The following is a 24,818-nucleotide window of genomic DNA, read 5'->3' as shown; positions in this document are numbered from 1 at the left end:
CACCCTAAAACAGAAAACGGCCTTTCTTCACGTTATACGTGCTTCTAAGTGCATTTCCAGGTAGCGAGGATGTAGTGTAGAATGCTGCGTTTTCGCACTGAAAAACGTCAGGCTAAGAACAGCGGCCTCCAGGAATTCGTAAGGCATAATTATTTAACTATATGAAGAACATACGTAACTTTTCGATCATTGCTCACATTGACCACGGTAAGTCGACGCTGTCTGACCGTATTATCCAGATTTGCGGTGGCCTGTCTGATCGTGAAATGGAAGCCCAGGTTCTGGACTCCATGGACCTGGAACGCGAACGCGGTATCACCATCAAGGCGCAGAGCGTTACGCTTGATTACAAAGCGGCTGATGGTGAAACCTATCAACTGAACTTTATCGACACCCCAGGCCACGTTGACTTCTCCTATGAGGTTTCACGCTCGCTCGCGGCCTGTGAAGGTGCGCTGCTGGTGGTGGATGCCGGGCAGGGCGTTGAAGCCCAAACCCTGGCAAACTGCTACACCGCGATGGAAATGGATCTCGAAGTTGTGCCGGTTCTGAACAAGATCGACCTGCCAGCCGCCGATCCTGAACGCGTAGCGGAAGAGATTGAAGATATTGTCGGCATTGACGCGACCGATGCCGTGCGCTGCTCCGCGAAAACCGGTGTGGGCGTGACCGACGTGCTGGAACGCCTGGTACGTGACATTCCAGCCCCGGAAGGCGATCCGGATGGCCCGCTGCAGGCGCTTATTATCGACTCGTGGTTCGATAACTATCTGGGCGTTGTCTCTCTGGTGCGTATTAAAAACGGCACCATGCGTAAAGGCGAAAAAATTAAGGTAATGAGTACCGGACAGGTCTACAACGCCGACCGTCTGGGCATCTTCACGCCAAAACAGGTTGACCGTACCGAGCTGAGATGCGGCGAGGTAGGCTGGCTGGTCTGCGCCATTAAAGACATCCTCGGCGCGCCGGTGGGCGATACCCTGACCGGCGCCCGTAACCCGGCAGATAAAGCGCTGCCAGGCTTTAAAAAGGTGAAACCGCAGGTTTACGCCGGTCTGTTCCCGGTCAGCTCTGACGACTACGAAAACTTCCGTGACGCGCTCGGTAAACTGAGCCTGAACGATGCCTCCCTGTTCTATGAGCCAGAAAGCTCAACGGCGCTGGGCTTCGGCTTCCGCTGTGGTTTCCTCGGTCTGCTGCACATGGAGATCATTCAGGAGCGTCTGGAGCGTGAATACGATCTGGATCTGATCACCACGGCGCCGACCGTAGTTTATGAAGTTGAAACCACCTCGAAAGAAGTGATCTACGTCGATAGCCCGTCCAAGCTGCCGCCGCTGAACAACATTCAGGAGCTGCGTGAGCCTATCGCAGAGTGTCACATGCTGCTGCCGCAGGAATTCCTGGGTAACGTAATTACGCTGTGTATTGAGAAGCGTGGCGTGCAGACCAACATGGTTTACCACGGTAACCAGGTGGCGCTGACCTATGAGATCCCGATGGCGGAAGTGGTACTCGACTTCTTCGACCGTCTGAAGTCGACCTCCCGTGGCTATGCGTCACTGGATTACAACTTCAAACGCTTCCAGGCCTCCAACATGGTGCGTGTGGACGTGCTGATCAACGGCGAGCGTGTGGATGCGCTGGCGCTGATCACCCACAACGACAATGCGCCGTACCGTGGCCGCGAGCTGGTTGAGAAAATGAAAGATCTGATCCCACGTCAGCAGTTCGATATCGCGATTCAGGCGGCGATTGGCAACCACATTATCGCGCGTTCAACCGTGAAACAGCTGCGTAAAAACGTTCTGGCGAAGTGCTATGGCGGTGACGTCAGCCGTAAGAAAAAGCTGCTCCAGAAGCAGAAAGAAGGTAAGAAGCGTATGAAGCAGGTCGGTAACGTCGAGCTGCCGCAGGAAGCATTCCTTGCCATCCTTCATGTTGGTAAAGACGGCAAATAACCCTAAGGAGTTGGCATGGCGAACATGTTTGCCCTGATCCTGGTCATTGCTACCCTGGTGACAGGTCTGTTGTGGTGTCTGGATAAGTTTATCTTCGCCCCAAAACGTCGTGAACGTCAGGCTGCCGCTCAGGCAGCCACTGGTGATGGGATTGACGCGAAAACCCTGAAGAAAGTCGGCCCGAAACCGGGCTGGCTGGAAACGGGCGCTTCGGTATTTCCGGTGCTGGCGATTGTGCTGGTGGTACGTTCGTTTATTTACGAGCCGTTCCAAATTCCATCAGGTTCAATGATGCCAACGCTGCTGATTGGTGATTTTATTCTGGTTGAGAAGTTTGCCTACGGCATTAAAGATCCTATCTACCAGAAAACGCTGATCGAAACCGGTCATCCGAAACGTGGCGACATCGTGGTGTTCAAATATCCGGAAGATCCGCGCCTGGACTACATCAAGCGTGCGGTAGGTCTGCCGGGTGATAAAGTCACTTACGATCCGGTTGCGAAAGAAGTTACCGTTCAGCCGGGTTGCAGCTCCGGTACCGCATGTGAAAACGCGCTGCCAATCACTTACTCAAACGTTGAGCCAAGTGATTTTGTGCAGACCTTTGCCCGTCGTAACGGTGGCGAAGCGACCAGCGGGTTCTTCCAGGTACCGAAAGGTGAAACCAAAGAGGACGGCATCCGTCTGGTTGAGCGCAAAGAGACGCTGGGCGATGTGACGCACCGAATTCTCACCGTGCCAATCGCGCAGGATCAGCTGGGTATGTACTATCGCCAGCCGGGCCAGCAGCTGGCGAGCTGGATTGTACCGCCAGGACATTACTTCATGATGGGTGACAACCGCGATAACTCTGCGGACAGCCGTTACTGGGGCTTTGTGCCGGAAGCGAATCTGGTCGGCAAAGCCACCGCCATCTGGATGAGTTTTGAGAAGCAGGAAGGCGAATGGCCGACCGGTGTACGCCTGAATCGTATTGGCGGAATCCATTAATTCTCAATAAATGAACGCGTAGCCGCTTTAATTAGCGGCTACGTGAATTATTTCCACGATAAATCTCTTCGAACTAACGACATCCCCTGTCGTTGTGTATAGAATATTCCCCCGAAGTTTAAGGTTGGCCCTGCAAGGGTGCCACGGCACACGAAACCGCGTTGGTTTTCTCAGGTCGGTTTCGTGTGCTGCATTTTTGACGCATTCATTTATTGGTATCGCATGAACCCCATCGTAATTAATCGGCTTCAACGGAAGCTGGGCTACACTTTTCATCATCAGGAGTTGTTGCAACAGGCATTAACCCACCGCAGTGCCAGCAGCAAACATAATGAGCGTCTCGAGTTTTTAGGCGACTCTATTTTAAGTTTCGTGATTGCGAATGCGCTTTATCACCGTTTCCCGCGTGTGGATGAAGGGGATATGAGCCGCATGCGTGCCACGCTGGTTCGGGGTAATACCCTTGCGGAAATCGCGCGCGAGTTTGAGCTGGGCGAATGTCTGCGTCTTGGGCCGGGTGAACTGAAAAGCGGCGGCTTCCGTCGTGAATCTATTCTTGCCGATACGGTCGAAGCATTAATTGGTGGTGTGTTCCTGGACAGCGATATCCAGACCGTAGAAAAGCTGATCCTGAACTGGTATCAGACCCGTCTGGACGAAATCAGCCCGGGCGATAAACAAAAAGATCCGAAAACGCGTCTGCAGGAATATTTGCAGGGTCGTCATCTGCCGCTGCCGTCTTATCTGGTGGTGCAGGTGCGTGGCGAAGCGCACGATCAGGAATTTACCATCCATTGCCAGGTCAGTGGCCTGAGTGAACCGGTGGTAGGCACAGGTTCAAGCCGTCGTAAGGCTGAACAGGCTGCCGCCGAACAGGCGTTAAAAATGCTGGAGCTGGAATGAGCGAAGATAAAACCTATTGCGGATTTATTGCCATCGTCGGACGTCCGAACGTTGGCAAATCCACCCTGCTGAATAATCTGCTTGGGCAGAAGATTTCCATCACCTCGCGTAAGGCGCAAACCACGCGTCACCGCATCGTCGGCATCCATACTGAAGGCGCGTATCAGGCGATCTACGTCGATACCCCGGGCCTGCACATGGAAGAGAAGCGTGCCATCAACCGCCTGATGAACAAGGCGGCGAGCAGCTCGATTGGCGACGTAGAGCTGGTGATTTTCGTTGTGGAAGGCACCCGCTGGACGCCGGACGACGAGATGGTGCTGAACAAGCTGCGTGACGGCAAAACGCCGGTCATCCTCGCGGTCAACAAAGTTGATAACGTGCAGGAAAAGGCCGACCTGCTGCCGCATCTGCAGTGGCTTGGTAGCCAGATGAACTTCCTCGACATCGTTCCGCTGTCCGCTGAGACCGGCCTGAACGTGGACACCATCGCGGGCATCGTGCGTAAGCATCTGCCGGAAGCGATTCACCACTTCCCGGAAGACTACATCACCGATCGCTCTCAGCGCTTTATGGCGTCTGAAATCATCCGTGAAAAGCTGATGCGTTTCCTGGGTGCTGAACTGCCGTACTCTGTGACGGTGGAGATCGAGCGTTTCCAGAGCAACGAGCGCGGTGGCTACGACATTAACGGCCTGATCCTCGTTGAGCGCGAAGGGCAGAAGAAGATGGTGATCGGCAACAAAGGGGCCAAGATCAAAACCATCGGCATTGAAGCCCGTAAGGACATGATGGAGATGTTCGAAGCGCCGGTTCACCTTGAACTGTGGGTGAAAGTGAAATCTGGCTGGGCCGATGATGAGCGTGCTCTGCGCAGCCTCGGTTACGGCGAAGACCAGTAACTTAAGACGACGAGCATATGGATGGATGGCAGCGCGCCTTTGTCCTGCATAGTCGTCCCTGGAGCGAAACCAGCCTCATGCTGGACGTCTTCACGGAAGAGTCGGGCCGCGTGCGCCTCGTTGCGAAAGGCGCACGTTCCAAACGTTCTAACCTGAAAGGTGCCCTACAGCCTTTCACGCCGCTGCTGGTACGCTTCGGTGGGCGAGGGGAAGTGAAAACCTTGCGCAGTGCCGAAGCCGTCTCTCTGGCGCTTCCTCTTTCCGGCATCACGCTCTACAGCGGTCTGTATGTCAACGAACTCATCTCACGGGTTCTTGAGCATGAGACCCGCTTCTCTGAACTTTTCTTCGATTATCTGCACTGTATCCAGGCGCTGGCTGGCGCATCCGGCACGCCCGAACCCGCCTTGCGTCGTTTTGAACTGGCGCTGCTGGGCCACCTCGGATACGGCGTAGATTTTCTGCACTGCGCGGGCAGCGGGGATGAGGTAGAAGACACCATGACCTACCGCTACCGTGAAGAAAAAGGCTTCATTGCCAGTATCGTGATCGACAACAGCACCTTTACCGGGCGCCAGCTCCGGGCGCTGTATGAGCGCGAGTTTCCCGATCAAGATACCCTGCGCGCAGCAAAACGCTTTACCCGGATTGCCCTCAAGCCGTATCTTGGCGGCAAGCCCTTAAAGAGCCGCGAATTATTCAGGCAGTTTGTGCCGAAACGTTAGACCACAGAATCGAAAAGAAAACCGAGGATTGTCATGGCTGAATTACTGTTAGGCGTCAACATCGACCACATCGCCACGCTGCGTAATGCGCGCGGCACGGCGTATCCCGATCCGGTTCAGGCAGCGTTTATCGCTGAACAGGCTGGCGCCGACGGCATTACCGTTCACCTGCGCGAAGACCGTCGCCATATCACCGATCGCGACGTGCGCATTCTGCGTCAGACGCTGGACACCCGTATGAATCTGGAGATGGCGGTCACCGAAGAGATGCTGGCCATTGCCTGCGAGACCCAGCCGCATTTCTGCTGCCTGGTGCCGGAAAAACGCCAGGAGGTCACGACCGAAGGCGGTCTGGATGTGGCCGGTCAGCTCGACAAAATGCGCGATGCCTGCAAGCGCCTGGCGGATGCCGGTATCCTGGTTTCTCTGTTTATCGACGCCGATTTCGCCCAGATTAAAGCGGCGGCCGACGTGGGCGCGCCGTATATCGAAATCCACACCGGCTGCTATGCCGATGCCAAAAATGACGCCGAACAGGCGAAAGAGCTGGATCGCATTGCCAAAGCGGCCACGTATGCCTCAAGCCTGGGACTTAAGGTTAACGCCGGTCACGGCCTGACCTACCACAACGTGAAGGCCATTGCCGCCCTGCCGGAAATGCACGAGCTGAACATCGGCCACGCCATCATTGGCCGTGCGGTGATGAGCGGCCTGAAAGAGGCGGTTTCAGAAATGAAACGCCTGATGCAGGAAGCGCGTCAGTAATGGCCATTCTGGGCTTAGGCACCGATATCGTTGAAATAGCCCGTATTGAAGCGGTGATCGCCCGTAGCGGCGATCGCCTCGCAAGACGCGTGCTGAGCGATAACGAGTGGGCCATCTGGGAAGCGCATCAGCAGCCGGTGCGCTTTCTGGCAAAGCGCTTTGCGGTAAAAGAGGCGGCAGCCAAAGCCTTCGGGACCGGCATTCGTAACGGCCTGGCGTTTAATCAGTTCGAAGTGTTTAACGATGAGCTGGGCAAACCGAGCCTGCGTCTGTGGGGAGAAGCGCAAAAGCTGGCGGAAAAGCTGGGGGTGAAGCACATGCACGTGACGATCGCAGATGAACGCCACTATGCCAGCGCAACGGTGATTATCGAAAGTTAAAGTTTGTCCGCGTGGTGCATCAGGACAAACTTATCCCAGAGCTGCTCTTCGCTCTCGACGTGGGCCGGATCCTTGAGGATGGTATTCGGGATCGGGCACACTTTCTGACAGGTCGGCGTTTCATAGTGGCCGATGCATTCCGTGCAGCGGTCGCTGTTAATCTCATAGATGCTGTCCCCCATCGAAATCGCCTGGTTCGGGCATTCGGGCTCGCACATATCGCAATTAATGCATTTTTTGGTAATTAACAGCGCCATCAGGAAATTCTCAGAAACAACACAAACTGGGCGGGCATTATACGCGTCAAACCAGTTTCTTTACCAGTTCTTCGCTGTGACGAATGCGCTCGGGCGCGCGCTCCAGATCCTGCTGCACCAGCGCCATAAACAGCAGGTCCGTCAGCATCATTTGCGCGCTGGTGGACGAGATAGCCGCGCTGCGCGTGGCCTGCTCTTCGGCAATGGTATATAAACAGCGCGTTGCCCGCTGCTGCAGGGCATTCGGGGTAAAACCGGTGATCGCCAGAATTTTACCGCCGACGCGCAGCGCTTCATCGGTTGCCATGTTGATTTCACGGCGCTCGCCGGAGTAGGAGATAGCCAGCAGCAGATCGTCAGGATCCATCGCCTGTACGGTCGCCAGCAGGGCGTGCATATCCTGCTCGACGATGGCGTTAAGCCCAATTTTCGTCAGCTTCCAGCCAAAGTTACGCGCCACAAGTCCGGACGCACCGATACCGGTCAGAATGATCCTGCGCGCGCCGCGCAGCATCGCCACGCTCTCCAGCAGCTTCTCTTCGGTATTCACATCGAGCGTCGCGTGCATGGCCGCCACGTTCTCTTTGATCAGCTTTTCGCCAACCAGCCGCATCGGGTCATCGCCGCGGATCTGATTATGCACCGGCATAGACTGCGGGTTGGGGTTGCTCACCAGCGCTTCGCTGATCGCCAGCTTGAGGGCGGGGAACCCCTTAAAGCCAATCTTCTGGGCAAACTTCACCACGCTGGACTGGCTCACGCCGGCTTCACTCGCCAGCTGCTGCGAGCTGAGATGGCGCGCGCGATCGGGTTGAGAAAGCAGAAAATCCGCCAGCTTCTTGTCGCTTTGGGCAAAGCCTGCGTAGCGCTGGCGAATGCGAATTAAACAGTTCATAGGGTCTCCTGGCGAAAATGTGATTATCTGCGCAAATACGAATTTTGCTCGCCTGAATGAATTTTATATTCCATTATAGTGTGATTATTATGAATTAAAAATTCTTGAGGTACAAAAAATGAATCTTGGCTCACTTGTTTCTGAAACGCGTAACCCGCAAACCATGGATCTGGATGCGCTATCCACCCTGGAGCTGGTTAACCGCTTTAATCAACAGGATACGCTGGTCGCGCAGGCAGTGAAAGAGACATTACCCGAGGTGGCGAAAGCGGTCGATGCGGCGGCGGAAGCCCTCAAGGCCGGCGGCCGTATTATCTACATGGGGGCGGGCACCAGCGGGCGTCTTGGGGTGCTGGATGCGTCAGAATGCCCGCCAACCTTTGGGGTTCCGCACGGTCTGGTCGTTGGACTGATTGCCGGTGGACCCGGCGCGCTGCTGAAAGCCGTTGAAGGGGCGGAAGATAACAAACAGCTGGGCGAGGATGACCTGAAAGGTCTGAATCTGACCGCGAAGGATCTGGTGGTTGGGCTGGCGGCATCCGGGCGCACCCCGTACGTCATTGGCGGGCTGGAATACGCCAACCGGACGGGCTGCACGACGGTGGCCATCTCCTGTAATCCGGGCTCCCCGATTGCGCAGGTGGCCGCTATCGCTATCTCTCCGGTTGTCGGGCCGGAAGCGCTCACCGGCTCCACGCGCCTTAAATCCGGGACCGCGCAAAAGCTGGTGCTCAATATGATCTCCACCGGCGCGATGGTGAAGTTCGGCAAGGTGTATCAGAACCTGATGGTGGATATGCAGGCCACCAACGTCAAGCTGGTGGACAGAGCCTGCCGCATGGTGATGGAGGCGACGGGCACAGGCCGTGAAGAGGCTGAAGCGGTACTCAAGCAGACCGATCACGATGTTAAACCGGCCATTTTGATGATCCTGAGCGGGCTGGATGCGGCGGCCGCGAGAGCCAAACTCGATGCGCATAGCGGCTTCTTACGGGCAGCATTAGAAAACTAACAGAGGCGTCTATGGACAAAACAGCAGCGCTCGCCAGCGATATCCTGCAGGGGATCGGTGGGGAAAAAAATATTCAGCGTCTCGAAAACTGCATGACGCGCGTGCGCGTCGAGGTGCATAACGACGACCAGCTTGACGTGCCGCGCCTGAAGCAACTGTCCGGCGTCAGCGGCTACGTGAAGCAGGGGCAGCAGCATCAGCTGATCGTCGGGCCAGGGAAAGCGGCGCAGGTTGTCGATGCCATGCGCGCGCTGATGGGCGTTAGCGCGAGCGCGTCGATGGACGATGCGGAACGCACCAGGGCGCAGGCGAAGGCCAAATACAAAGCCCCCATGAGCGATGCGCTGCGTCAGCTGGCAAACGTCTTTATTCCGCTGATCCCGGCGTTTATTGCTTCGGGACTGATCACCGGGATTATCAATATCCTCAAGCGGCCGGATATCGTCGGGGATTTTGCCACGCAGTATCCGAACCTGCTGGGGATTCTGGGGATCTTCGGCAGCGCTGTGTTCGCCATCATGAACATTCTCGTCGGGGTGAATACCGCGAAGGTGTTTGGTGGATCGCTGGCGATGGGCGGGGTCATGGCGGGCATTTTGTCCAGCCCGCAGCTGGCGCAGATCACGCTGTTTGGTGAGGCGCTCCAGCCCGGGCGCGGTGGGGTGATCGCCGTGCTGCTGGTGGTCATCCTGATGTGCTGGATCGAGAAAAGGCTGCGCGCGGTTTTGCCCGGGTCGATCGAGCTGATTCTCAACCCGCTGCTGACCACGCTGATTACCGGTAGCGTAGCGATTGTGGCCCTCCAGCCGTTAGGCGGGTGGATCTCTGAAGCCATCGCTCACGGTGCGTCTCTGGCTATTGACCGCGGCGGCCTGTTAGTGGGCGCTGTGCTTTCCGGTACCTTCCTGCCGCTGGTGCTGACCGGTCTGCACCAGGGGCTGGTGCCGATCCACGTAGAGCTTGTACAGGCGCACGGCTACAACGCGCTACTGCCTATCCTGTCGATGGCGGGCGTGGGGCAGGTCGGCGCGGCGATTGCCGTACTGATGAAAACCCGCAACACGCGTCTGAAAAAAATGATAAAAGGCGCACTGCCGGTTGGCCTGCTCGGCATTGGCGAGCCGCTGATTTTCGGCGTTACGCTGCCGCTGGGTAAACCGTTCCTCGCCGCGTGTCTGGGCGGTGCGGTAGGCGGGGCGCTGATCAGCTACTGGAAAGTCGCTACCGTTATCACCTTTGGGCTTTCCGGTTTACCGCTGGCATTAACCATCGTGACCGGAAAAGTCATGCTCTATCTGTTAGGCTATTTAGTAGCGGTGATCGCCGGGTTCCTTTTTACCTGGCTATTAGGATTCAACGACCCAGAGGAGTAAGGTTTGGCAAATCACGCGCGTCGCGTTGTCTTTTTCGATCTGGATGGAACGCTGCATCAGCAGGATATGTTTGGAACGTTTATGCGTTACCTGCTACGGCGTCAGCCTTTGAATGCGCTGCTCGTGCTGCCGCTCTTACCGGTTATCGGGATCGCGCTGCTGGTGAAAGGCCGGGCGGCGAGATGGCCGATGAGTCTGCTGCTGTGGGGATGTACGTTTGGGCACAGCGAAGCGCGGCTCAAGCAGCTCGAAAAGGATTTTGCGCACTGGTTTCGCGGTCACGTTGCCGCCTTTCCTGTTGTACAGGCGCGCCTGACCAGCTACCTCGACGCGAACGATGCCGACATCTGGCTGATTACAGGCTCCCCGCAGACGCTTGTGGAGCAGGTCTACTTTGATACCCCCTGGCTTCCGCGCGTGAATCTTATCGCCACGCAAATTGCCCGCGGTTACGGCGGCTGGGTGCTGACCCTGCGCTGCCTGGGGCATGAAAAAGTGGTCCAGCTGGAGAAACGCATCGGTACGCCGCTGCGCCTGTACAGCGGCTACAGCGACAGCAAGCAGGACAACCCGCTGCTCTATTTTTGCCAGCACCGCTGGCGCGTCACGCCATCAGGCGAACTTCAGCAACTCGAATAGTCTTCTCTAAAACGGGCGTGTATAATGCCGCCCGCTTTTCGACTGGAGTATCAGCCTTTGTCCAACCCTGAACACAATCATGAATACTGGATGCGCCATGCGCTGACGCTGGCTCAACGCGCATGGGACGAGGGCGAAGTGCCCGTGGGCGCGGTGCTGGTTCATAACAACCAGGTGATTGGCGAAGGGTGGAACCGTCCTATTGGTCGCCACGATCCTACTGCGCATGCCGAAATCATGGCGCTTCGTCAGGGAGGGCTGGTGCTGCAAAACTATCGTCTGCTTGATACCACGCTGTATGTGACGCTGGAGCCGTGCGTGATGTGCTCCGGGGCGATGGTCCACAGCCGGATCGGGACTCTGGTTTTCGGGGCGCGGGATGAAAAAACCGGTGCGGCCGGTTCGCTGATGGACGTGCTGGGTCACCCGGGTATGAACCACCAGGTGAAGACTATCGGTGGGGTGCTTGCACCAGAGTGTTCGGGGCTATTAAGCGATTTCTTTCGAATGCGCCGTCAGCAGAAAAAGCAGCAAAAGGCAGAACTGAAGCTTTCGGACGATTAAGCTCGTCCGGCGCCACGACCGGGTAGCTTTGAGCCAGCCGTTTGGCCTCCGTCGCCTCTTTCTCTTTCTCCAGCAGATACCCGACCAGGCTAATCTGATATTTACGGATATTTTCCACGTAGGCGTAGGCTTCATGTCCGCGCGCGTAGCCGTATGTCAGCTTGTTATACCATGGCTTCTGGCTCAGCAGCGGCAGGCGCTGCTTAACGTCTGACCAGCTGTCCGGATTGCCTTTCGTTTTGGCCGTCAACGCTCGCGCATCAAGCATATGCGCGTAGCCCATATTGTAGGCCGCCAGCGCAAACCAGATCCGCTCTTCTTCCGGCACCGTTTCCGGTACTTTAGCCATCATATCCTGCAGGTAGCGCGCGCCGCCGCTGATGCTCTGTTCGGCGTCGGTACGATCGTTCACGCCCAGGCTCAGCGCGGTATTTTTGGTTAACATCATCAAACCACGTACGCCCGTGGGCGACGTGGCCTGGGTATCCCAGTGGGATTCCTGATACGAAATAGCTGCCAGCAGTTTCCAGTCAATCTCCTGGGCGTATTTTTCGAACAGCGGCTGCAGGTCCGGCAGGACGCTGTCTACCGCGCGCAGGAAGCTGCGGGTGTCAACGTAGTCAAAGTCATCGCCGTGCCCGAGGTACTTCTCCTCGAGACGTGCCAGGGTACCGTCTTCATTGATGGTGTTGAAGAAATCAAGCATCGCGGCAGAGAAGGTCTGATCGTCATCAAGCTGGCTAAACCAGGTCACGGGCTGCTCGTCGGTGACGTCCAGCGCCACGGCGATTTCAGGATGCACCCGCTGGAACAGGCTGATCGCGACCGAATCGGCGATGGTGTAGGGCACCTTCTGATCTTTTACCTGCTCCAGCAGCTCCGTCGTGCCGAGTTTCGGATCCACCGTCCAGCTCAGGTCGGGATATTTCTTTTCCTTAAGCTCCCGCAGATCGTCAATCACCACGTGGCCGGGCGCAATCGTCAGCTGCCGATCGTTAATTGAAGCCAGCGAGCGCGGGCGCAGGCTCCCGACGCGGTAGACCAGCTGCTGCGAAACGGAGTAGTAGGTCGGGCCTGGCTGGTAGTTCTTGCTGCGCTCGCTGTTATACACCAGCCCGGCAGCAAGCATATCGGCATCGTCGTTATCGAGATCGTCAAACAGCTGGTTGATATTCTGGCGGACGGTGATTTTGAGCTTCACGCCAAGATAATCGGCGAACTGTTGTGCCAGTTCATAATCCAGGCCAATGATTTTGCCGTTGATGTCGCTGTAAATCAGCGGGGAGTTGAGGGTACTGACGCGCAGTTCCCCCCGCTCCTGAATGGCGGCGATACGGTTTTCGGCTTTGCCGAACCAGGGGATGGAAGGCCAGAGGGCCACTGCCAGCAGCAACGTTACAATGCCGATGAGCAGATAATTAATCTTTAATTTTTTCAATTAGTTAATTCTCTGCGACGCCGGTTGCCTCAGTCTGCTGTAGCCATGTTAATCATAAGGTTTGCCATTGAATGAGCGGCATTTTGCGTAAACTTGCGCCACTTGGCAACCAATTAGAGAGACAGGTCACATCTATTGTTAAAATTTTATTTCGACGCAAACGGTTTCGTCGGCGCTCAGGATTCTCTATAATGACGCCCGTTTTCCCCCCTTGCGCACACTGTAAGCGCCCCGGCGCTTCGAAGACGAGAGACTTATGATGGAAATTCTGCGTGGTTCGCCTGCACTGTCTGCCTTCCGTATTACCAAACTGCTGGCACGTTTTCAGGCGGCCGACCTTCCGGTAAGCAATATTTACGCTGAGTATGTCCATTTTGCTGACCTGAATGCCCCCCTCAATGCAGAGGAGCGCGTACAGCTGGAACGCCTGCTCAAGTATGGCCCAAGCCTGAGCAGCCATACGCCAACCGGCAAACTGATCCTTGCTACGCCTCGTCCGGGCACCATCTCCCCCTGGTCTTCCAAAGCCACCGACATCGCCCACAACTGTGGCCTGAGCCAGATTAACCGTCTGGAACGCGGCGTGGCGTACTACGTGGAAGCCTCTACCCTGAGCGACGCGCAGTGGCAGGCGGTTGCGGCTGAACTGCATGACCGCATGATGGAGAGCGTATTTGCCTCTCTCGACGACGCGCAGAAGCTGTTCTCCCACCATCAGCCTGCGCCGGTACAGAGCGTAGACCTGCTGGGGCAGGGCCGTCAGGCGCTGATTGACGCCAACCTGCGTCTCGGCCTGGCGCTGGCAGAAGACGAAATCGACTACCTGCAGGATGCGTTTGTTAAGCTCAACCGTAACCCGAACGACATCGAACTTTACATGTTCGCGCAGGCTAACTCTGAGCACTGCCGCCACAAGATTTTCAACGCCGACTGGATTATTAACGGCGAACAGCAGCCGAAGTCGCTGTTCAAAATGATCAAAAACACCATGGAGCAAACCCCTGACCACGTGCTGTCTGCCTATAAAGACAACGCCGCGGTAATGGAAGGTTCCGAGGTGGGCCGCTTCTTCGCCGATCGCGAAGCAGGGCGCTATGACTTCCATCAGGAGCCCGCGCATATCCTGATGAAAGTGGAAACCCACAACCACCCGACCGCGATCTCCCCGTGGCCGGGTGCGGCGACCGGCTCCGGCGGTGAAATCCGTGACGAAGGGGCGACCGGCCGTGGCGCTAAACCAAAAGCGGGTCTGGTCGGTTTCTCCGTCTCCAACCTGCGTATCCCGGGCTTTGAACAGCCGTGGGAAGAAGATTTCGGCAAGCCAGAGCGCATTGTGACCGCGCTGGATATCATGACCGAAGGCCCGCTGGGCGGCGCGGCGTTTAACAACGAATTTGGTCGTCCGGCGCTGAACGGTTACTTCCGTACCTATGAAGAGAAAGTGGACAGCCACAACGGCGAAGAGCTGCGTGGCTATCACAAACCGATCATGCTGGCGGGCGGGATCGGCAACATCCGTGCCGATCACGTGCAGAAAGGCGAGATCGTCGTCGGCGCGAAGCTGATCGTACTGGGCGGCCCGGCGATGAACATCGGTCTGGGCGGCGGCGCAGCCTCTTCTATGGCCTCCGGCCAGTCTGATGCGGATCTCGATTTCGCCTCCGTGCAGCGTGACAACCCTGAGATGGAGCGCCGCTGCCAGGAAGTGATCGACCGCTGCTGGCAGCTGGGTGACGCCAACCCGATCCTCTTCATCCACGACGTGGGCGCGGGCGGTCTGTCCAACGCCATGCCGGAGCTGGTGAGCGACGGTGGCCGCGGCGGACGCTTCAACCTGCGCGACATCCTGAGCGATGAGCCGGGCATGAGCCCGCTGGAAATCTGGTGTAACGAATCCCAGGAGCGCTACGTGCTGGCGGTTGCCGCCGATCAGCTGCCGCTGTTTGACGAGCTATGCCGCCGCGAGCGCGCGCCGTATGCCGTCATCGGTGAAGCGACCGAAGAGCAGCACCTTTCCTTAAGCGACACCCACTTTGACAACCAGCCGATCGATCTGCCGCTCGACGTGCTGCTCGGTAAAACGCCGAAGATGACCCGCGACGTAACCACCCGTAAAGCGGCGGGCAAAGCGCTGGATCGTCAGGGCATCACCGTGGCAGAAGCGGTCAACCGCGTGCTGCACCTGCCTGCAGTGGCAGAGAAAACCTTCCTGGTGACCATCGGCGACCGCACCGTGACCGGTATGGTTTCACGCGACCAGATGGTCGGCCCGTGGCAAATCCCGGTCGCTAACTGCGCCGTGACCACCGCGAGCCTCGACAGCTACTACGGCGAAGCGATGGCTCTCGGCGAACGCACCCCGGTAGCGCTGCTGGACTTCGCTGCTTCTGCCCGTCTGGCGGTCGGTGAAGCGCTGACCAACATCGCCGCGACGCAGATTGGCGATATCAAACGTATCAAGCTTTCCGCCAACTGGATGGCCGCTGCCGGCCACCCTGGCGAAGATGCTGGCCTGTATGAAGCCGTAAAAGCGGTGGGCGAGGAGCTGTGTCCTGCCCTCGGCCTGACCATTCCGGTGGGCAAAGACTCCATGTCGATGAAAACCCGCTGGCAGGAAGGCAACGAGCAGCGCGAGATGACCTCTCCGCTGTCGCTGGTGATCACCGCGTTTGCCCGCGTGGAAGACGTGCGCCACACCGTTACGCCGCAGCTTGCGACCGAAGACAACGCCCTGCTGCTGATTGACCTGGGTAAAGGCCACAACGCGCTGGGTGCCACCGCGCTGGCGCAGGTTTACCGCCAGCTCGGCGACAAGCCAGCCGACGTGCGCGACGTTGCCCAGTTGAAAGGCTTCTACGACGCGATTCAGGCGCTGGTGGCGCAGCGTAAGCTGCTGGCCTACCACGACCGTTCCGACGGCGGCCTGCTGGTGACCCTGGCAGAGATGGCCTTCACCGGCCACTGTGGTGTGGAAGCCGACATTGCAACGCTTGGCGAAGACCGTCTGGCGGCGCTGTTCAACGAAGAGCTGGGTGCCGTGATTCAGGTGCGCGCGGCGGATCGAGACGCGGTTGAAGCGATTCTGGCGAAGCACGGTCTGGCAGACTGCGTGCACTATCTGGGTAAAGCCGTTCAGGGCGACCGCTTCGTGATTGAAGCTGACGGTCACGCGGTCTTCAGCGAAAGCCGCACCACGCTGCGCATGTGGTGGGCGGAAACCACCTGGCAGATGCAGCGCCTGCGTGATAACCCGGAATGTGCCGATCAGGAGCATAACGCGAAAGCGAATGACCAGGATCCAGGCCTGAACGTGAAGCTCTCCTTCGACATTAACGAAGACATCGCTGCGCCGTACATTGCGACCGGCGCGCGTCCAAAAGTGGCCGTGCTGCGCGAGCAGGGCGTTAACTCCCACGTTGAGATGGCGGCTGCCTTCCACCGCGCGGGCTTTGACGCTATCGACGTCCACATGAGCGACCTGCTGGCCGGGCGTACCGGTCTGGAAGATTTCCAGGCGCTGGTGGCGTGCGGCGGCTTCTCCTACGGCGACGTGCTGGGCGCGGGCGAAGGCTGGGCGAAGTCCATCCTGTTCAACAGCCGCGTGCGTGATGAGTTCGAAACCTTCTTCCACCGTCCGCAGACCCTGGCGCTGGGCGTGTGTAACGGCTGCCAGATGATGTCTAACCTGCGCGAGCTGATCCCGGGCAGCGAAGCCTGGCCGCGCTTTGTGCGTAACCAGTCAGACCGCTTCGAGGCGCGCTTCAGCCTGGTGGAAGTGACCCAAAGCCCGTCTCTGCTGCTGCAGGGAATGGTCGGTTCACAGATGCCAATCGCCGTTTCCCACGGCGAAGGTCAGGTAGAAGTGCGTGATGCTGCGCATCTGGCTCAGTTGGAAAGCAAGGGCCTGGTGGCGCTACGCTTTGTCGATAACTTCGGTAAGGTTACAGAAACCTACCCGGCTAACCCGAACGGCTCCGCCAACGGTATTACGGCGGTGACCAGCGAAAGCGGTCGCGCGACCATCATGATGCCGCACCCGGAACGCGTGTTCCGTACCGTGAGCAACTCCTGGCACCCGGAAAACTGGGGCGAGGATAGCCCGTGGATGCGTATCTTCCGCAACGCGCGTAAGCAGCTGGGTTAAGTTTTAGCCCCACACCCTTCCAGGCCCGGTAAGCGAAAGCTTCACCGGGCTTTTTTATTTGTGTCGCAATTACGCGACAGACCCGCAATACGACTGTCTCCAAAAGGCGACATTTAACTCATTGATTTATATGTGGCAGTAAAGGTTCCCGTTAAGGTGTTGCTTAATAGCGACACTTAGCCTGAAAATCATTCAACCGATAATTAACGCGTTAAACGAGTAAAAACTATATATTTCAATATTTTAATATTTTAATATTTTATTTTGCATTCTGGCACGGGTGTTGCATAATATTAACCAGTGGCTCATTCACCTTCTTATGTCAGCCCCTTAGGGACGCGCTACATAAACTTCGAATGACGCACAAAAAGGTGCCTGCCGTCCAACTACTGATCATAGCGATGCTTTATCAGGCCAGGGCGAAACGTCGAGTTAGGCACCGCCTCATTCCATGACAAAGCCGGGTTTTTACCCGGCTTTGTTGTATCTGAAGGGCAGACTCAGTTACGCTCTGCGTAAACCCCCATTAAGAGAGTAATGCGTTGAAACGCTGGCCCGTTTTCCCCCGCTCCCTGCGGCAGCTCGTCATGATGGCCTTCCTGCTGATCCTGCTGCCGCTGCTAATCCTTGCCTGGCAGGCGTGGCAAAGCCTGAACGCGCTGAGCGCGCAGGCGGCTTTGACCAACCGCACGACGCTCATCGACGCCAGACGCAGTGAAGCGATGACCAACGCCGCGCTTGAGATGGAGCGCAGCTATCGTCAGTATTGCGTGCTTGACGATCGGACGCTGGAAAAGGTTTATCAGAGTCAGCGTAAACGCTACAGCGAAATGCTGGACGCTCACGCGGGGGTCTTACCTGACGACAAGCTCTATCAGGCGTTACGTCAGGATTTAAACGATCTCGCGCAGCTGCAGTGCAGCAACAGCGGCCCGGATGCCGTTGCTGCCGCGCGCCTCGAAGCTTTTGCCAGCGCCAACACCGAGATGGTGCAGTCTACGCGCGCGGTGATTTTCTCTCGCGGCCAGCAGCTCCAGCAGGAGATTGCCGAGCGCGGCCAGTTCTTCGGCTGGCAGGCGCTGGTGCTGTTCCTGGTGAGTCTCGGGCTGGTTCTGCTCTTTACCCGCATGATCATCGGCCCGGTGAAGGGCATCCAGCGTATGATCAACCGTCTGGGGGAGGGGAAATCGCTCGGGGATACGGTCGCTTTTAAAGGTCCGCGCGAGCTGCGATCCGTCGGCCAGCGCATTATCTGGCTGTCCGAGCGCCTGGCGTGGCTCGAATCTCAGCGCCATCAGTTCCTGCGCCATATCTCTCATGAGCTTAAAACGCCGCTGGCCAGCATGCGCGAAGGGACGGAGCTGCTGGCGGACGAAGTGGCAGGACCCCTTACGCCAGAACAGAAAGAAATTGTCGAGATCCTGGATGACAGCAGCCGCAATCTACAAAAGCTGATTGAGCAACTGCTGGATTACAACCGCAAGCTGGCTGACGGGGCGGTCGTACTGGAAAACGTAGAGATTGAGCCGCTGGTGGATATGGTGATCTCGGCCCACAGCTTGCCAGCAAGAGCTAAAATGATGCATACCGGCGTCGAGCTGAATGCGCCTGCGTGCCTGGCTGAACCCATGCTGCTGATGAGCGTTCTGGATAATCTTTACTCCAATGCGGTGCACTATGGTACTGAATCCGGTAACATTTATATCCGAAGTAATACGAATGGTTCACGGGTGTTTATTGACGTCGCAAACACCGGCACCCCGATCCCCGATGACGAAAAAACCATGATCTTCGAACCCTTTTTCCAGGGGAGTCATCAGCGGAAAGGCGCGGTTAAAGGAAGCGGTCTGGGCTTGAGCATCGCCCGGGACTGCATACGACGCATGCAGGGTGAGCTAAACATTGCCGCGGACGAACGTTCAGATGTTTGCTTCCGTATCGAACTGCCCGTGAGCCGGAAAAATCAATAAAATGAATCTATGTCTGGTGAGTATGTCACACGTCTTTTTCCGCGCCGTACGCGCGGTGTTTTCCAGCAAAACGCTTAGCCTGAGCCTGCCCTGTTTATTTCTGGCAGGGTGTGTTTCCCATGCGCCACAAAGTGCTATTAGCGATAAACAGGAAGATAAATGGCCCGATAACCAGCTGGCAGACTTCCTCTCAACCCGCTGTGACGACATCTGGAACCTGTCAGGACATGACGTTGAAAGCAACCCGCTGTTCTGGCTGCGTGGAATAGACTGCGCCCAGCGTCTGGCGCCGGTAGACGCCCGCTCGAAGGCCGCGATGCTGGATGACGACACCTGGCAGGACGCGTTCAAGCGTGGGATTTTACTTGCAGATGCGAAAATCACCCCCGTTGAACGCCGCGTCAATGTCACCCGGCTGGACACGTTTGTGGTCAATCTTCCCGTGCAGGTACGCCCGGTATACCAGCTCTGGCGCGATGGGCAGACATTACAACTTCAGCTGTCTGAAGAGCGTTCCCGCTACAGCAAGCTGCAGCAGTCAACCGACAGCGAGCTTGATACGCTGCGCCAACAGCAGCAACATTTACGTACGCAGCTGGATACCACGACGCGTAAGCTGGAGAACCTGACCGATATCGAAAGGCAGCTCTCGTCGCGTAAATATCAGCCGGGGAGTTCATCCGCGTCACCGGACAGCGATACGCCGAAACAAGAGGACGTGAAGCATGACGAGCCGTAAACCTGCCCATCTTTTACTGGTGGATGACGATCCCGGGCTGTTAAAGCTGCTGGGGATGCGTCTGGTGAGTGAAGGCTACAGCGTCGTGACCGCCGAAAGCGGGCTGGAGGGGCTGAAGATCCTTAGCCGCGAGAAAATCGATCTGGTGATAAGCGACCTGCGGATGGACGAAATGGATGGCCTGCAGCTGTTCGCGGAGATCCAGAAGCAGCAGCCGGGTATGCCCGTGATCATCCTGACGGCGCACGGGTCGATCCCGGATGCGGTTGCCGCGACGCAGCAGGGGGTCTTCAGCTTCCTGACCAAGCCGGTGGACAAAGACGCGCTGTATAAGGCTATCGACAGCGCGCTGGAACATGCCGCCCCGGCGGGGGATGAAGCGTGGCGGGAGTCCATCGTCACCCGCAGCCCCATTATGCTGCGTCTGCTTGAACAGGCCCGGATGGTGGCGCAGTCCGACGTCAGCGTGCTCATCAACGGCCAGAGCGGAACCGGGAAAGAGATCCTGGCGCAGGCGATCCATAACGCCAGCCCGCGCAGTAAAAACGCCTTTATCGCCATTAACTGCGGCGCGCTTCCGGAACAGCTTCTCGAATCTGAACTGTTTGGTCATGCCCGCGGCGCATTCACCGGCGCGGTGAGCAGCCGGGAAGGGCTGTTCCAGGCCGCGGAAGGTGGCACGCTGTTCCTGGACGAGATTGGCGACATGCCCGCGCCGCTGCAGGTCAAACTGCTGCGCGTGCTGCAGGAGCGAAAAGTTCGCCCGCTGGGCAGCAACCGCGACATTGATATTAACGTGCGCATTATTTCCGCCACCCACCGCGACTTGCCAAAAGTGATGGCCCGCAACGAGTTTCGCGAAGATCTCTACTACCGTCTGAACGTGGTGAATCTGAAGATCCCGGCGCTGGCGGAGCGCGCGGAAGACATTCCGCTGCTGGCGAATCATCTTCTGCGCCAGGCGGCCGATCGTCATAAACCGTTTGTGCGCGCGTTCTCCACCGACGCGATGAAGCGGCTGATGGCCGCAGGCTGGCCGGGTAACGTGCGCCAGCTGGTGAACGTGATTGAGCAGTGCGTGGCGCTGACCTCCTCACCGGTAATCAGCGATGCGCTTGTAGAGCAGGCGCTGGAAGGGGAAAACACGGCCCTGCCGACGTTTGCGGAAGCGCGGAATCAGTTTGAGCTCAACTATCTGCGCAAGCTATTGCAGATCACCAAAGGCAACGTGACCCACGCGGCGCGCATGGCCGGACGCAACCGCACCGAGTTCTACAAGCTGCTGTCGCGCCACGAGCTGGAAGCAAACGATTTTAAAGAGTAATGCCGTATGATACTGTGAGCAATCGATTACGAGGCAGCTTACAGGCAAGAGTTTAAGGACCCACCATGAAAAAGATTGATGCGATTATTAAACCTTTCAAACTGGATGACGTGCGTGAAGCGCTGGCGGAAGTCGGCATCACCGGGATGACCGTGACGGAAGTGAAAGGTTTTGGTCGTCAGAAAGGCCACACCGAGCTTTATCGTGGCGCAGAGTACATGGTCGACTTTCTGCCGAAAGTGAAAATTGAAATCGTGGTCAGCGACGATATCGTCGATACCTGCGTGGATACCATTATCCGCACCGCGCAGACGGGCAAAATCGGCGACGGTAAAATCTTCGTCTTTGACGTGGCGCACGTGATCCGTATCCGTACCGGCGAAGAAGACGACGCCGCGATTTAACATTCCCAAAAGTTTTGTAGCCGGGAAAGGCGCAGCCGCCACCCGGCGAAAAAAAAGCCCCTCGAACGAGGGGCTTTTTGCATTACAGCACCTTATGCGGCCCGAAACATTCGTAGTGAATGTTGTCTTTGTTCACGCCCAGCTCCACCAGCTGCTTCGCGGCGTACTGCATAAACGCCACCGGCCCGCAGACGTAGAACTGCATATCCGGTGCGCTGAACAGGCCTTCACGCTGGCTCAGATTCATCAGACCCTCACTGTCAAAGCGGGCAGCTGTGCGGTCTGCTTCCGTCGGCAGGCGATACCAGGTGTGCGCGGTGAAGCGCGACAGGGAAGCCCCGAGCGTTTTCACTTCATCGGCAAAAGCGTGCACGTCACCGTTTTCCGCAGCGTGGAACCAGTTGACCTGCGCACCGTGGTTGGCTTTCGCCAGCGTATCGAGCATCGCCAGCATTGGCGTTTGGCCGACGCCCGCAGAGATCAGCGTAACCGGGGTATTCGCTTCAACGGCCATGAAGAAATCGCCCGCCGGCGCGGCCAGATGGACCACGTCGCCCACGTTAGCTTCGTTGTGCAGCCAGTTGGATACCTGACCGCCGTCCTCGCGCTTCACCGCAATGCGGTAGCCTTTACCGTTTGGCTTGCGGGTAAGAGAATACTGGCGGATCTCCTGATGCGGGAAACCTTCAGGCTTCAGCCACACGCCCAGATACTGGCCCGGCTGGTAATCGGCAACCGGCTGTCCGTCCACCGGCTCAAATTCAAAGCTGGTAATCAGCGCGCTGCGCGGCGTTTTCTCAACGATGCGGAAGGCGCGCGTGCCTTCCCAGCCGCCGTTCTTGCTGGCGTTTTCGCTGTAGATCTGCGCTTCGCGGTTGATAAACACGTTTGCCAGCACGCCGTAGGCTTTCCCCCACGCGTCCAGCACCTCCTGGCCCGGGCTGAACATCTCGTCCAGCGTTGCCAGCAGGTGGCCACCCACAATGTTGTACTGCTCGGGCTGGATCTGGAAGCTGGTGTGCTTCTGCGCGATTTTTTCCACCGCGGGCAGCAGTGCCGCCAGGTTTTCAATATTGCTGGCGTAGGCCGCGATGGCGTTGAACAGCGCTTCGCGCTGATCGCCGTTGCGCTGGTTGCTCATGTTGAAAATTTCTTTGAGCTCCGGGTTATGCGTGAACATGCGATCGTAAAAATGGGCGGTGAGTTTAGGGCCGGTTTCCACCAGCAGGGGGATGGTGGCTTTAACGGTAGCGATGGTTTGAGCGTCGAGCATGAGCGCATCCTTCTGATGTGACTTTAATGATGTATTTTAAATACATCTTATAAAAAATACCCCTGCGTTGTAAATGGTTCTTTGCAAGATGAAAAATATGCATCACAAACCTGAAAAGAAATCCGCTGGAAAGGGGGAGAGCTTTATTCCTCAAACCCTTGCGTGGCGCGCAGGAAAACGTTTGCGTAAAATCGTTTGTCAAGACCTGTTATCACAGAACTAATCAGTTATACTGTTGCCCGTTGTCCAACAGGACTGCCTTTTCAGGCCAAAATTTACTTGTTAGCTGAGTCAGGAGATGCGGATGTTAAAGCGTGAAATGAACATTGCCGATTATGATGCCGAACTGTGGCAGGCTATGGAGCAGGAAAAAGTACGTCAGGAAGAGCACATCGAACTGATCGCCTCCGAAAACTACACCAGCCCTCGCGTTATGCAGGCGCAGGGTTCTCAGCTGACCAACAAATACGCTGAAGGTTACCCGGGCAAGCGCTATTACGGCGGTTGCGAGTACGTTGATATCGTTGAGCAGCTGGCTATCGACCGTGCGAAAGAACTTTTTGGCGCTGACTACGCAAACGTGCAGCCGCACTCTGGCTCTCAGGCTAACTTCGCGGTCTACACCGCGCTCCTGCAGCCGGGCGATACCGTTCTGGGTATGAACCTGGCGCAGGGCGGCCACCTGACTCACGGCTCCCCGGTTAACTTCTCCGGCAAACTGTACAACATCATCCCTTACGGTATTGATGAGTCCGGCAAAATTGACTACGAAGACATGGCGAAGCAGGCTAAAGAGCACAAACCGAAGATGATCATCGGTGGCTTCTCTGCTTACTCCGGCATCGTTGACTGGGCAAAAATGCGTGAAATCGCGGACAGCATCGGTGCTTACCTGTTCGTCGACATGGCGCACGTTGCGGGCCTGATTGCCGCTGGCGTTTACCCGAACCCGGTTCCACACGCTCACGTTGTGACCACCACCACCCACAAAACCCTGGCGGGTCCACGCGGTGGCCTGATCCTGGCGAAAGGCGGTGACGAAGAGCTGTACAAAAAACTGAACTCCGCTGTATTCCCAAGCGCGCAGGGCGGCCCGCTGATGCACGTTATCGCGGCTAAAGCCGTTGCGCTGAAAGAAGCGATGGAGCCAGAGTTCAAGGTTTATCAGCAGCAGGTTGCTAAGAACGCCAAAGCGATGGTGGAAGTGTTCCTGAACCGTGGCTACAAAGTGGTATCCGGCGGTACTGAAAACCATCTGTTCCTGCTGGATCTGGTTGATAAGAACCTGACCGGTAAAGAAGCTGACGCTGCCCTGGGCCGCGCCAACATCACCGTGAACAAAAACAGCGTGCCAAACGATCCGAAGAGCCCGTTCGTGACCTCCGGTATCCGTATCGGTTCTCCGGCCGTAACTCGCCGCGGCTTTAAAGAAACGGAAGTGAAAGAGCTGGCTGGCTGGATGTGTGACGTTCTGGACAACATCAATGACGAAGCGGTTATCGAGCGCGTCAAAGGTAAAGTTCTGGATATCTGCGCACGCTTCCCGGTATACGCATAATTCCTCTGCTTTGCAGAAACAAAAAAGGCCGCACTTGCGGCCTTTTTTATGGCTTATCGCCGGTCGAGGGAAATAGCCCCCGGACCAACAATCGCCAGCAAAATAAAGGCGCCAGCAATACTGATGTTCTTGTAGAAATTAATCATATTAGGTACGACCGCATCACCGGTCATATCCCAGTAATGGTGACCAATAATCGCCGTGCCCAGCGTATAGAATACAAACAATACGGCGAGAGGACGGGTGAAAAAGCCCAGCACGATCAGGATAGCGGCAGGCACTTCCATCACCACCGCAATAATGGCCGCCAGCATGGGCATCGGCGCACCCAGCGAGGTCATATATTGTACGGTTCCGCTAAACCCCGTCAGTTTTGGATAGCCAAAGATGATAAACAGCACGACAAGCGCGATGCGCGCAATCAACAGCAAAAGGTGACGTGACTGACCGAAATCGAAATAACGTAATGAGTTCATGGCAGAAAAACCTCTGCAAGTGGAGTAATTTAAACGTAATACATATTTTCATTCCCCGCCATAAGCCAGACGACTGCACGAAATGTTAAAATCTCGTTAATTTATAGCAGGCTATCGACTTGCTTA

At 56.8% G+C, this 24,818-nt stretch carries 22 protein-coding genes; 17 read left to right on the top strand and 5 right to left on the bottom strand.

The features are described 5' to 3' along the window. Nucleotides 1-161: 161 nt before the first annotated feature. From lepA to acpS, 7 genes are all read left to right on the top strand, one after another. The gene (lepA, locus tag F0320_RS16215; RefSeq protein ID WP_047652704.1) at nucleotides 162-1,961 is read left to right on the top strand and encodes a translation elongation factor 4; all 1,800 of its coding nucleotides are present in this window, start codon (nucleotides 162-164) and stop codon (nucleotides 1,959-1,961) included. A gap of 15 nt (nucleotides 1,962-1,976) precedes the next feature. Further along, on the top strand, nucleotides 1,977-2,951 hold the full coding sequence (lepB, locus tag F0320_RS16210) for a signal peptidase I (protein WP_023308848.1): 975 nt from the start codon (nucleotides 1,977-1,979) through the stop codon (nucleotides 2,949-2,951). A 222-nt stretch (nucleotides 2,952-3,173) separates the two neighbouring features. Continuing rightward, nucleotides 3,174-3,854: a ribonuclease III gene (gene rnc / locus F0320_RS16205; protein WP_003860711.1), complete on the top strand. Its 681-nt coding sequence runs from the start codon at nucleotides 3,174-3,176 to the stop codon at nucleotides 3,852-3,854. Further along, nucleotides 3,851-4,756: a GTPase Era gene (gene era, locus F0320_RS16200; RefSeq protein WP_047652703.1), complete on the top strand. Its 906-nt coding sequence runs from the start codon at nucleotides 3,851-3,853 to the stop codon at nucleotides 4,754-4,756. Before rnc ends, era begins: the two co-directional genes overlap by 4 nt. Before the next feature lie 17 nt (nucleotides 4,757-4,773). Continuing rightward, a complete protein-coding gene (recO, locus tag F0320_RS16195; RefSeq protein ID WP_047652702.1) occupies nucleotides 4,774-5,481 on the top strand; it encodes a DNA repair protein RecO in 708 nt (235 codons plus the stop codon). 33 nt (nucleotides 5,482-5,514) lie between these two features. Beyond that, nucleotides 5,515-6,246, top strand: a complete 732-nt coding sequence (gene pdxJ, locus F0320_RS16190) for a pyridoxine 5'-phosphate synthase (RefSeq protein WP_047652701.1) — start codon at nucleotides 5,515-5,517, stop codon at nucleotides 6,244-6,246. Beyond that, nucleotides 6,246-6,626: a holo-ACP synthase gene (gene acpS, locus F0320_RS16185; protein WP_149323899.1), complete on the top strand. Its 381-nt coding sequence runs from the start codon at nucleotides 6,246-6,248 to the stop codon at nucleotides 6,624-6,626. The genes pdxJ and acpS overlap by 1 nt, the downstream gene beginning before the upstream one ends. Here the strand turns inward: acpS and F0320_RS16180 are convergent. Continuing rightward, on the bottom strand, nucleotides 6,623-6,883 hold the full coding sequence (locus F0320_RS16180) for a YfhL family 4Fe-4S dicluster ferredoxin (RefSeq protein WP_008502177.1): 261 nt from the start codon (nucleotides 6,881-6,883) through the stop codon (nucleotides 6,623-6,625). The genes acpS and F0320_RS16180 overlap by 4 nt on opposite strands. Nucleotides 6,884-6,929: 46 nt before the next feature. After that, nucleotides 6,930-7,778, bottom strand: a complete 849-nt coding sequence (locus tag F0320_RS16175; protein WP_023333056.1) for a MurR/RpiR family transcriptional regulator — start codon at nucleotides 7,776-7,778, stop codon at nucleotides 6,930-6,932. Between the two features lie 118 nt (nucleotides 7,779-7,896). Here F0320_RS16175 and murQ point away from each other — a divergent pair, with 118 nt between their 5' ends. Genes murQ through tadA form a run of 4 tightly spaced genes read left to right on the top strand, consistent with a single transcriptional unit; the run spans nucleotide 7,897 to nucleotide 11,366 of the window. Next, nucleotides 7,897-8,790 (top strand): N-acetylmuramic acid 6-phosphate etherase, encoded by an 894-nt coding sequence (gene murQ, locus F0320_RS16170; RefSeq protein WP_126330033.1) that lies wholly within the window; start codon nucleotides 7,897-7,899, stop codon nucleotides 8,788-8,790. An 11-nt stretch (nucleotides 8,791-8,801) separates the two neighbouring features. Next, nucleotides 8,802-10,163, top strand: coding sequence for a PTS transporter subunit EIIC (locus F0320_RS16165; RefSeq protein WP_126330031.1), 1,362 nt, complete (start codon nucleotides 8,802-8,804; stop codon nucleotides 10,161-10,163). Nucleotides 10,164-10,166: 3 nt separating this feature from the next. Next, nucleotides 10,167-10,802 carry a phosphatidylglycerophosphatase C gene (gene yfhb, locus F0320_RS16160; RefSeq protein WP_039263757.1) on the top strand — a complete coding sequence of 212 codons (636 nt, stop codon included), beginning with the start codon at nucleotides 10,167-10,169 and terminating at the stop codon, nucleotides 10,800-10,802. A gap of 24 nt (nucleotides 10,803-10,826) precedes the next feature. After that, the gene (gene tadA / locus F0320_RS16155) at nucleotides 10,827-11,366 is read left to right on the top strand and encodes a tRNA adenosine(34) deaminase TadA (RefSeq protein WP_045888303.1); all 540 of its coding nucleotides are present in this window, start codon (nucleotides 10,827-10,829) and stop codon (nucleotides 11,364-11,366) included. Here tadA and mltF read toward each other — a convergent pair. Beyond that, on the bottom strand, nucleotides 11,254-12,804 hold the full coding sequence (mltF, locus tag F0320_RS16150; RefSeq protein ID WP_126330029.1) for a membrane-bound lytic murein transglycosylase MltF: 1,551 nt from the start codon (nucleotides 12,802-12,804) through the stop codon (nucleotides 11,254-11,256). The two genes, tadA and mltF, sit on opposite strands and share 113 nt — an antisense overlap. Nucleotides 12,805-13,060: 256 nt before the next feature. Between mltF and purL the strand changes: the two genes are divergently transcribed. The 5 genes from purL (at nucleotide 13,061) to glnB (ending at nucleotide 21,385) form a co-directional block, all read left to right on the top strand. Beyond that, the gene (gene purL / locus F0320_RS16145) at nucleotides 13,061-16,948 is read left to right on the top strand and encodes a phosphoribosylformylglycinamidine synthase (protein ID WP_126330027.1); all 3,888 of its coding nucleotides are present in this window, start codon (nucleotides 13,061-13,063) and stop codon (nucleotides 16,946-16,948) included. A 542-nt stretch (nucleotides 16,949-17,490) separates the two neighbouring features. Beyond that, a complete protein-coding gene (gene qseE / locus F0320_RS16140; protein WP_126330025.1) occupies nucleotides 17,491-18,918 on the top strand; it encodes a two component system sensor histidine kinase QseE/GlrK in 1,428 nt (475 codons plus the stop codon). 1 nt (nucleotide 18,919) lies between these two features. Further along, on the top strand, nucleotides 18,920-19,657 hold the full coding sequence (qseG, locus tag F0320_RS16135; RefSeq protein WP_126330023.1) for a two-component system QseEF-associated lipoprotein QseG: 738 nt from the start codon (nucleotides 18,920-18,922) through the stop codon (nucleotides 19,655-19,657). Further along, nucleotides 19,644-20,981 (top strand): two-component system response regulator GlrR, encoded by a 1,338-nt coding sequence (gene glrR / locus F0320_RS16130; protein WP_023308835.1) that lies wholly within the window; start codon nucleotides 19,644-19,646, stop codon nucleotides 20,979-20,981. Before qseG ends, glrR begins: the two co-directional genes overlap by 14 nt. 65 nt (nucleotides 20,982-21,046) lie before the next feature. Next, on the top strand, nucleotides 21,047-21,385 hold the full coding sequence (gene glnB, locus F0320_RS16125; protein ID WP_126330021.1) for a nitrogen regulatory protein P-II: 339 nt from the start codon (nucleotides 21,047-21,049) through the stop codon (nucleotides 21,383-21,385). Between the two features lie 82 nt (nucleotides 21,386-21,467). On the opposite strand, the gene hmpA is transcribed toward glnB, so the two are convergent. Then, a complete protein-coding gene (hmpA, locus tag F0320_RS16120; RefSeq protein WP_126330019.1) occupies nucleotides 21,468-22,658 on the bottom strand; it encodes an NO-inducible flavohemoprotein in 1,191 nt (396 codons plus the stop codon). Between the two features lie 304 nt (nucleotides 22,659-22,962). Between hmpA and glyA the strand changes: the two genes are divergently transcribed. Beyond that, entirely contained in the window at nucleotides 22,963-24,216 is a 1,254-nt protein-coding gene (glyA, locus tag F0320_RS16115; protein WP_126330018.1) for a serine hydroxymethyltransferase, read from the top strand. Nucleotides 24,217-24,269: 53 nt separating this feature from the next. Here glyA and F0320_RS16110 read toward each other — a convergent pair whose 3' ends face one another. Further along, entirely contained in the window at nucleotides 24,270-24,692 is a 423-nt protein-coding gene (locus F0320_RS16110) for a DoxX family protein (protein ID WP_126330016.1), read from the bottom strand. Nucleotides 24,693-24,818 lie beyond the last annotated feature (126 nt).

It is taken from the genome of Enterobacter dykesii (assembly GCF_008364625.2).
GTDB lineage: Bacteria > Pseudomonadota > Gammaproteobacteria > Enterobacterales > Enterobacteriaceae > Enterobacter > Enterobacter dykesii.
This window is presented reverse-complemented; position numbering and strand designations above follow the sequence as displayed.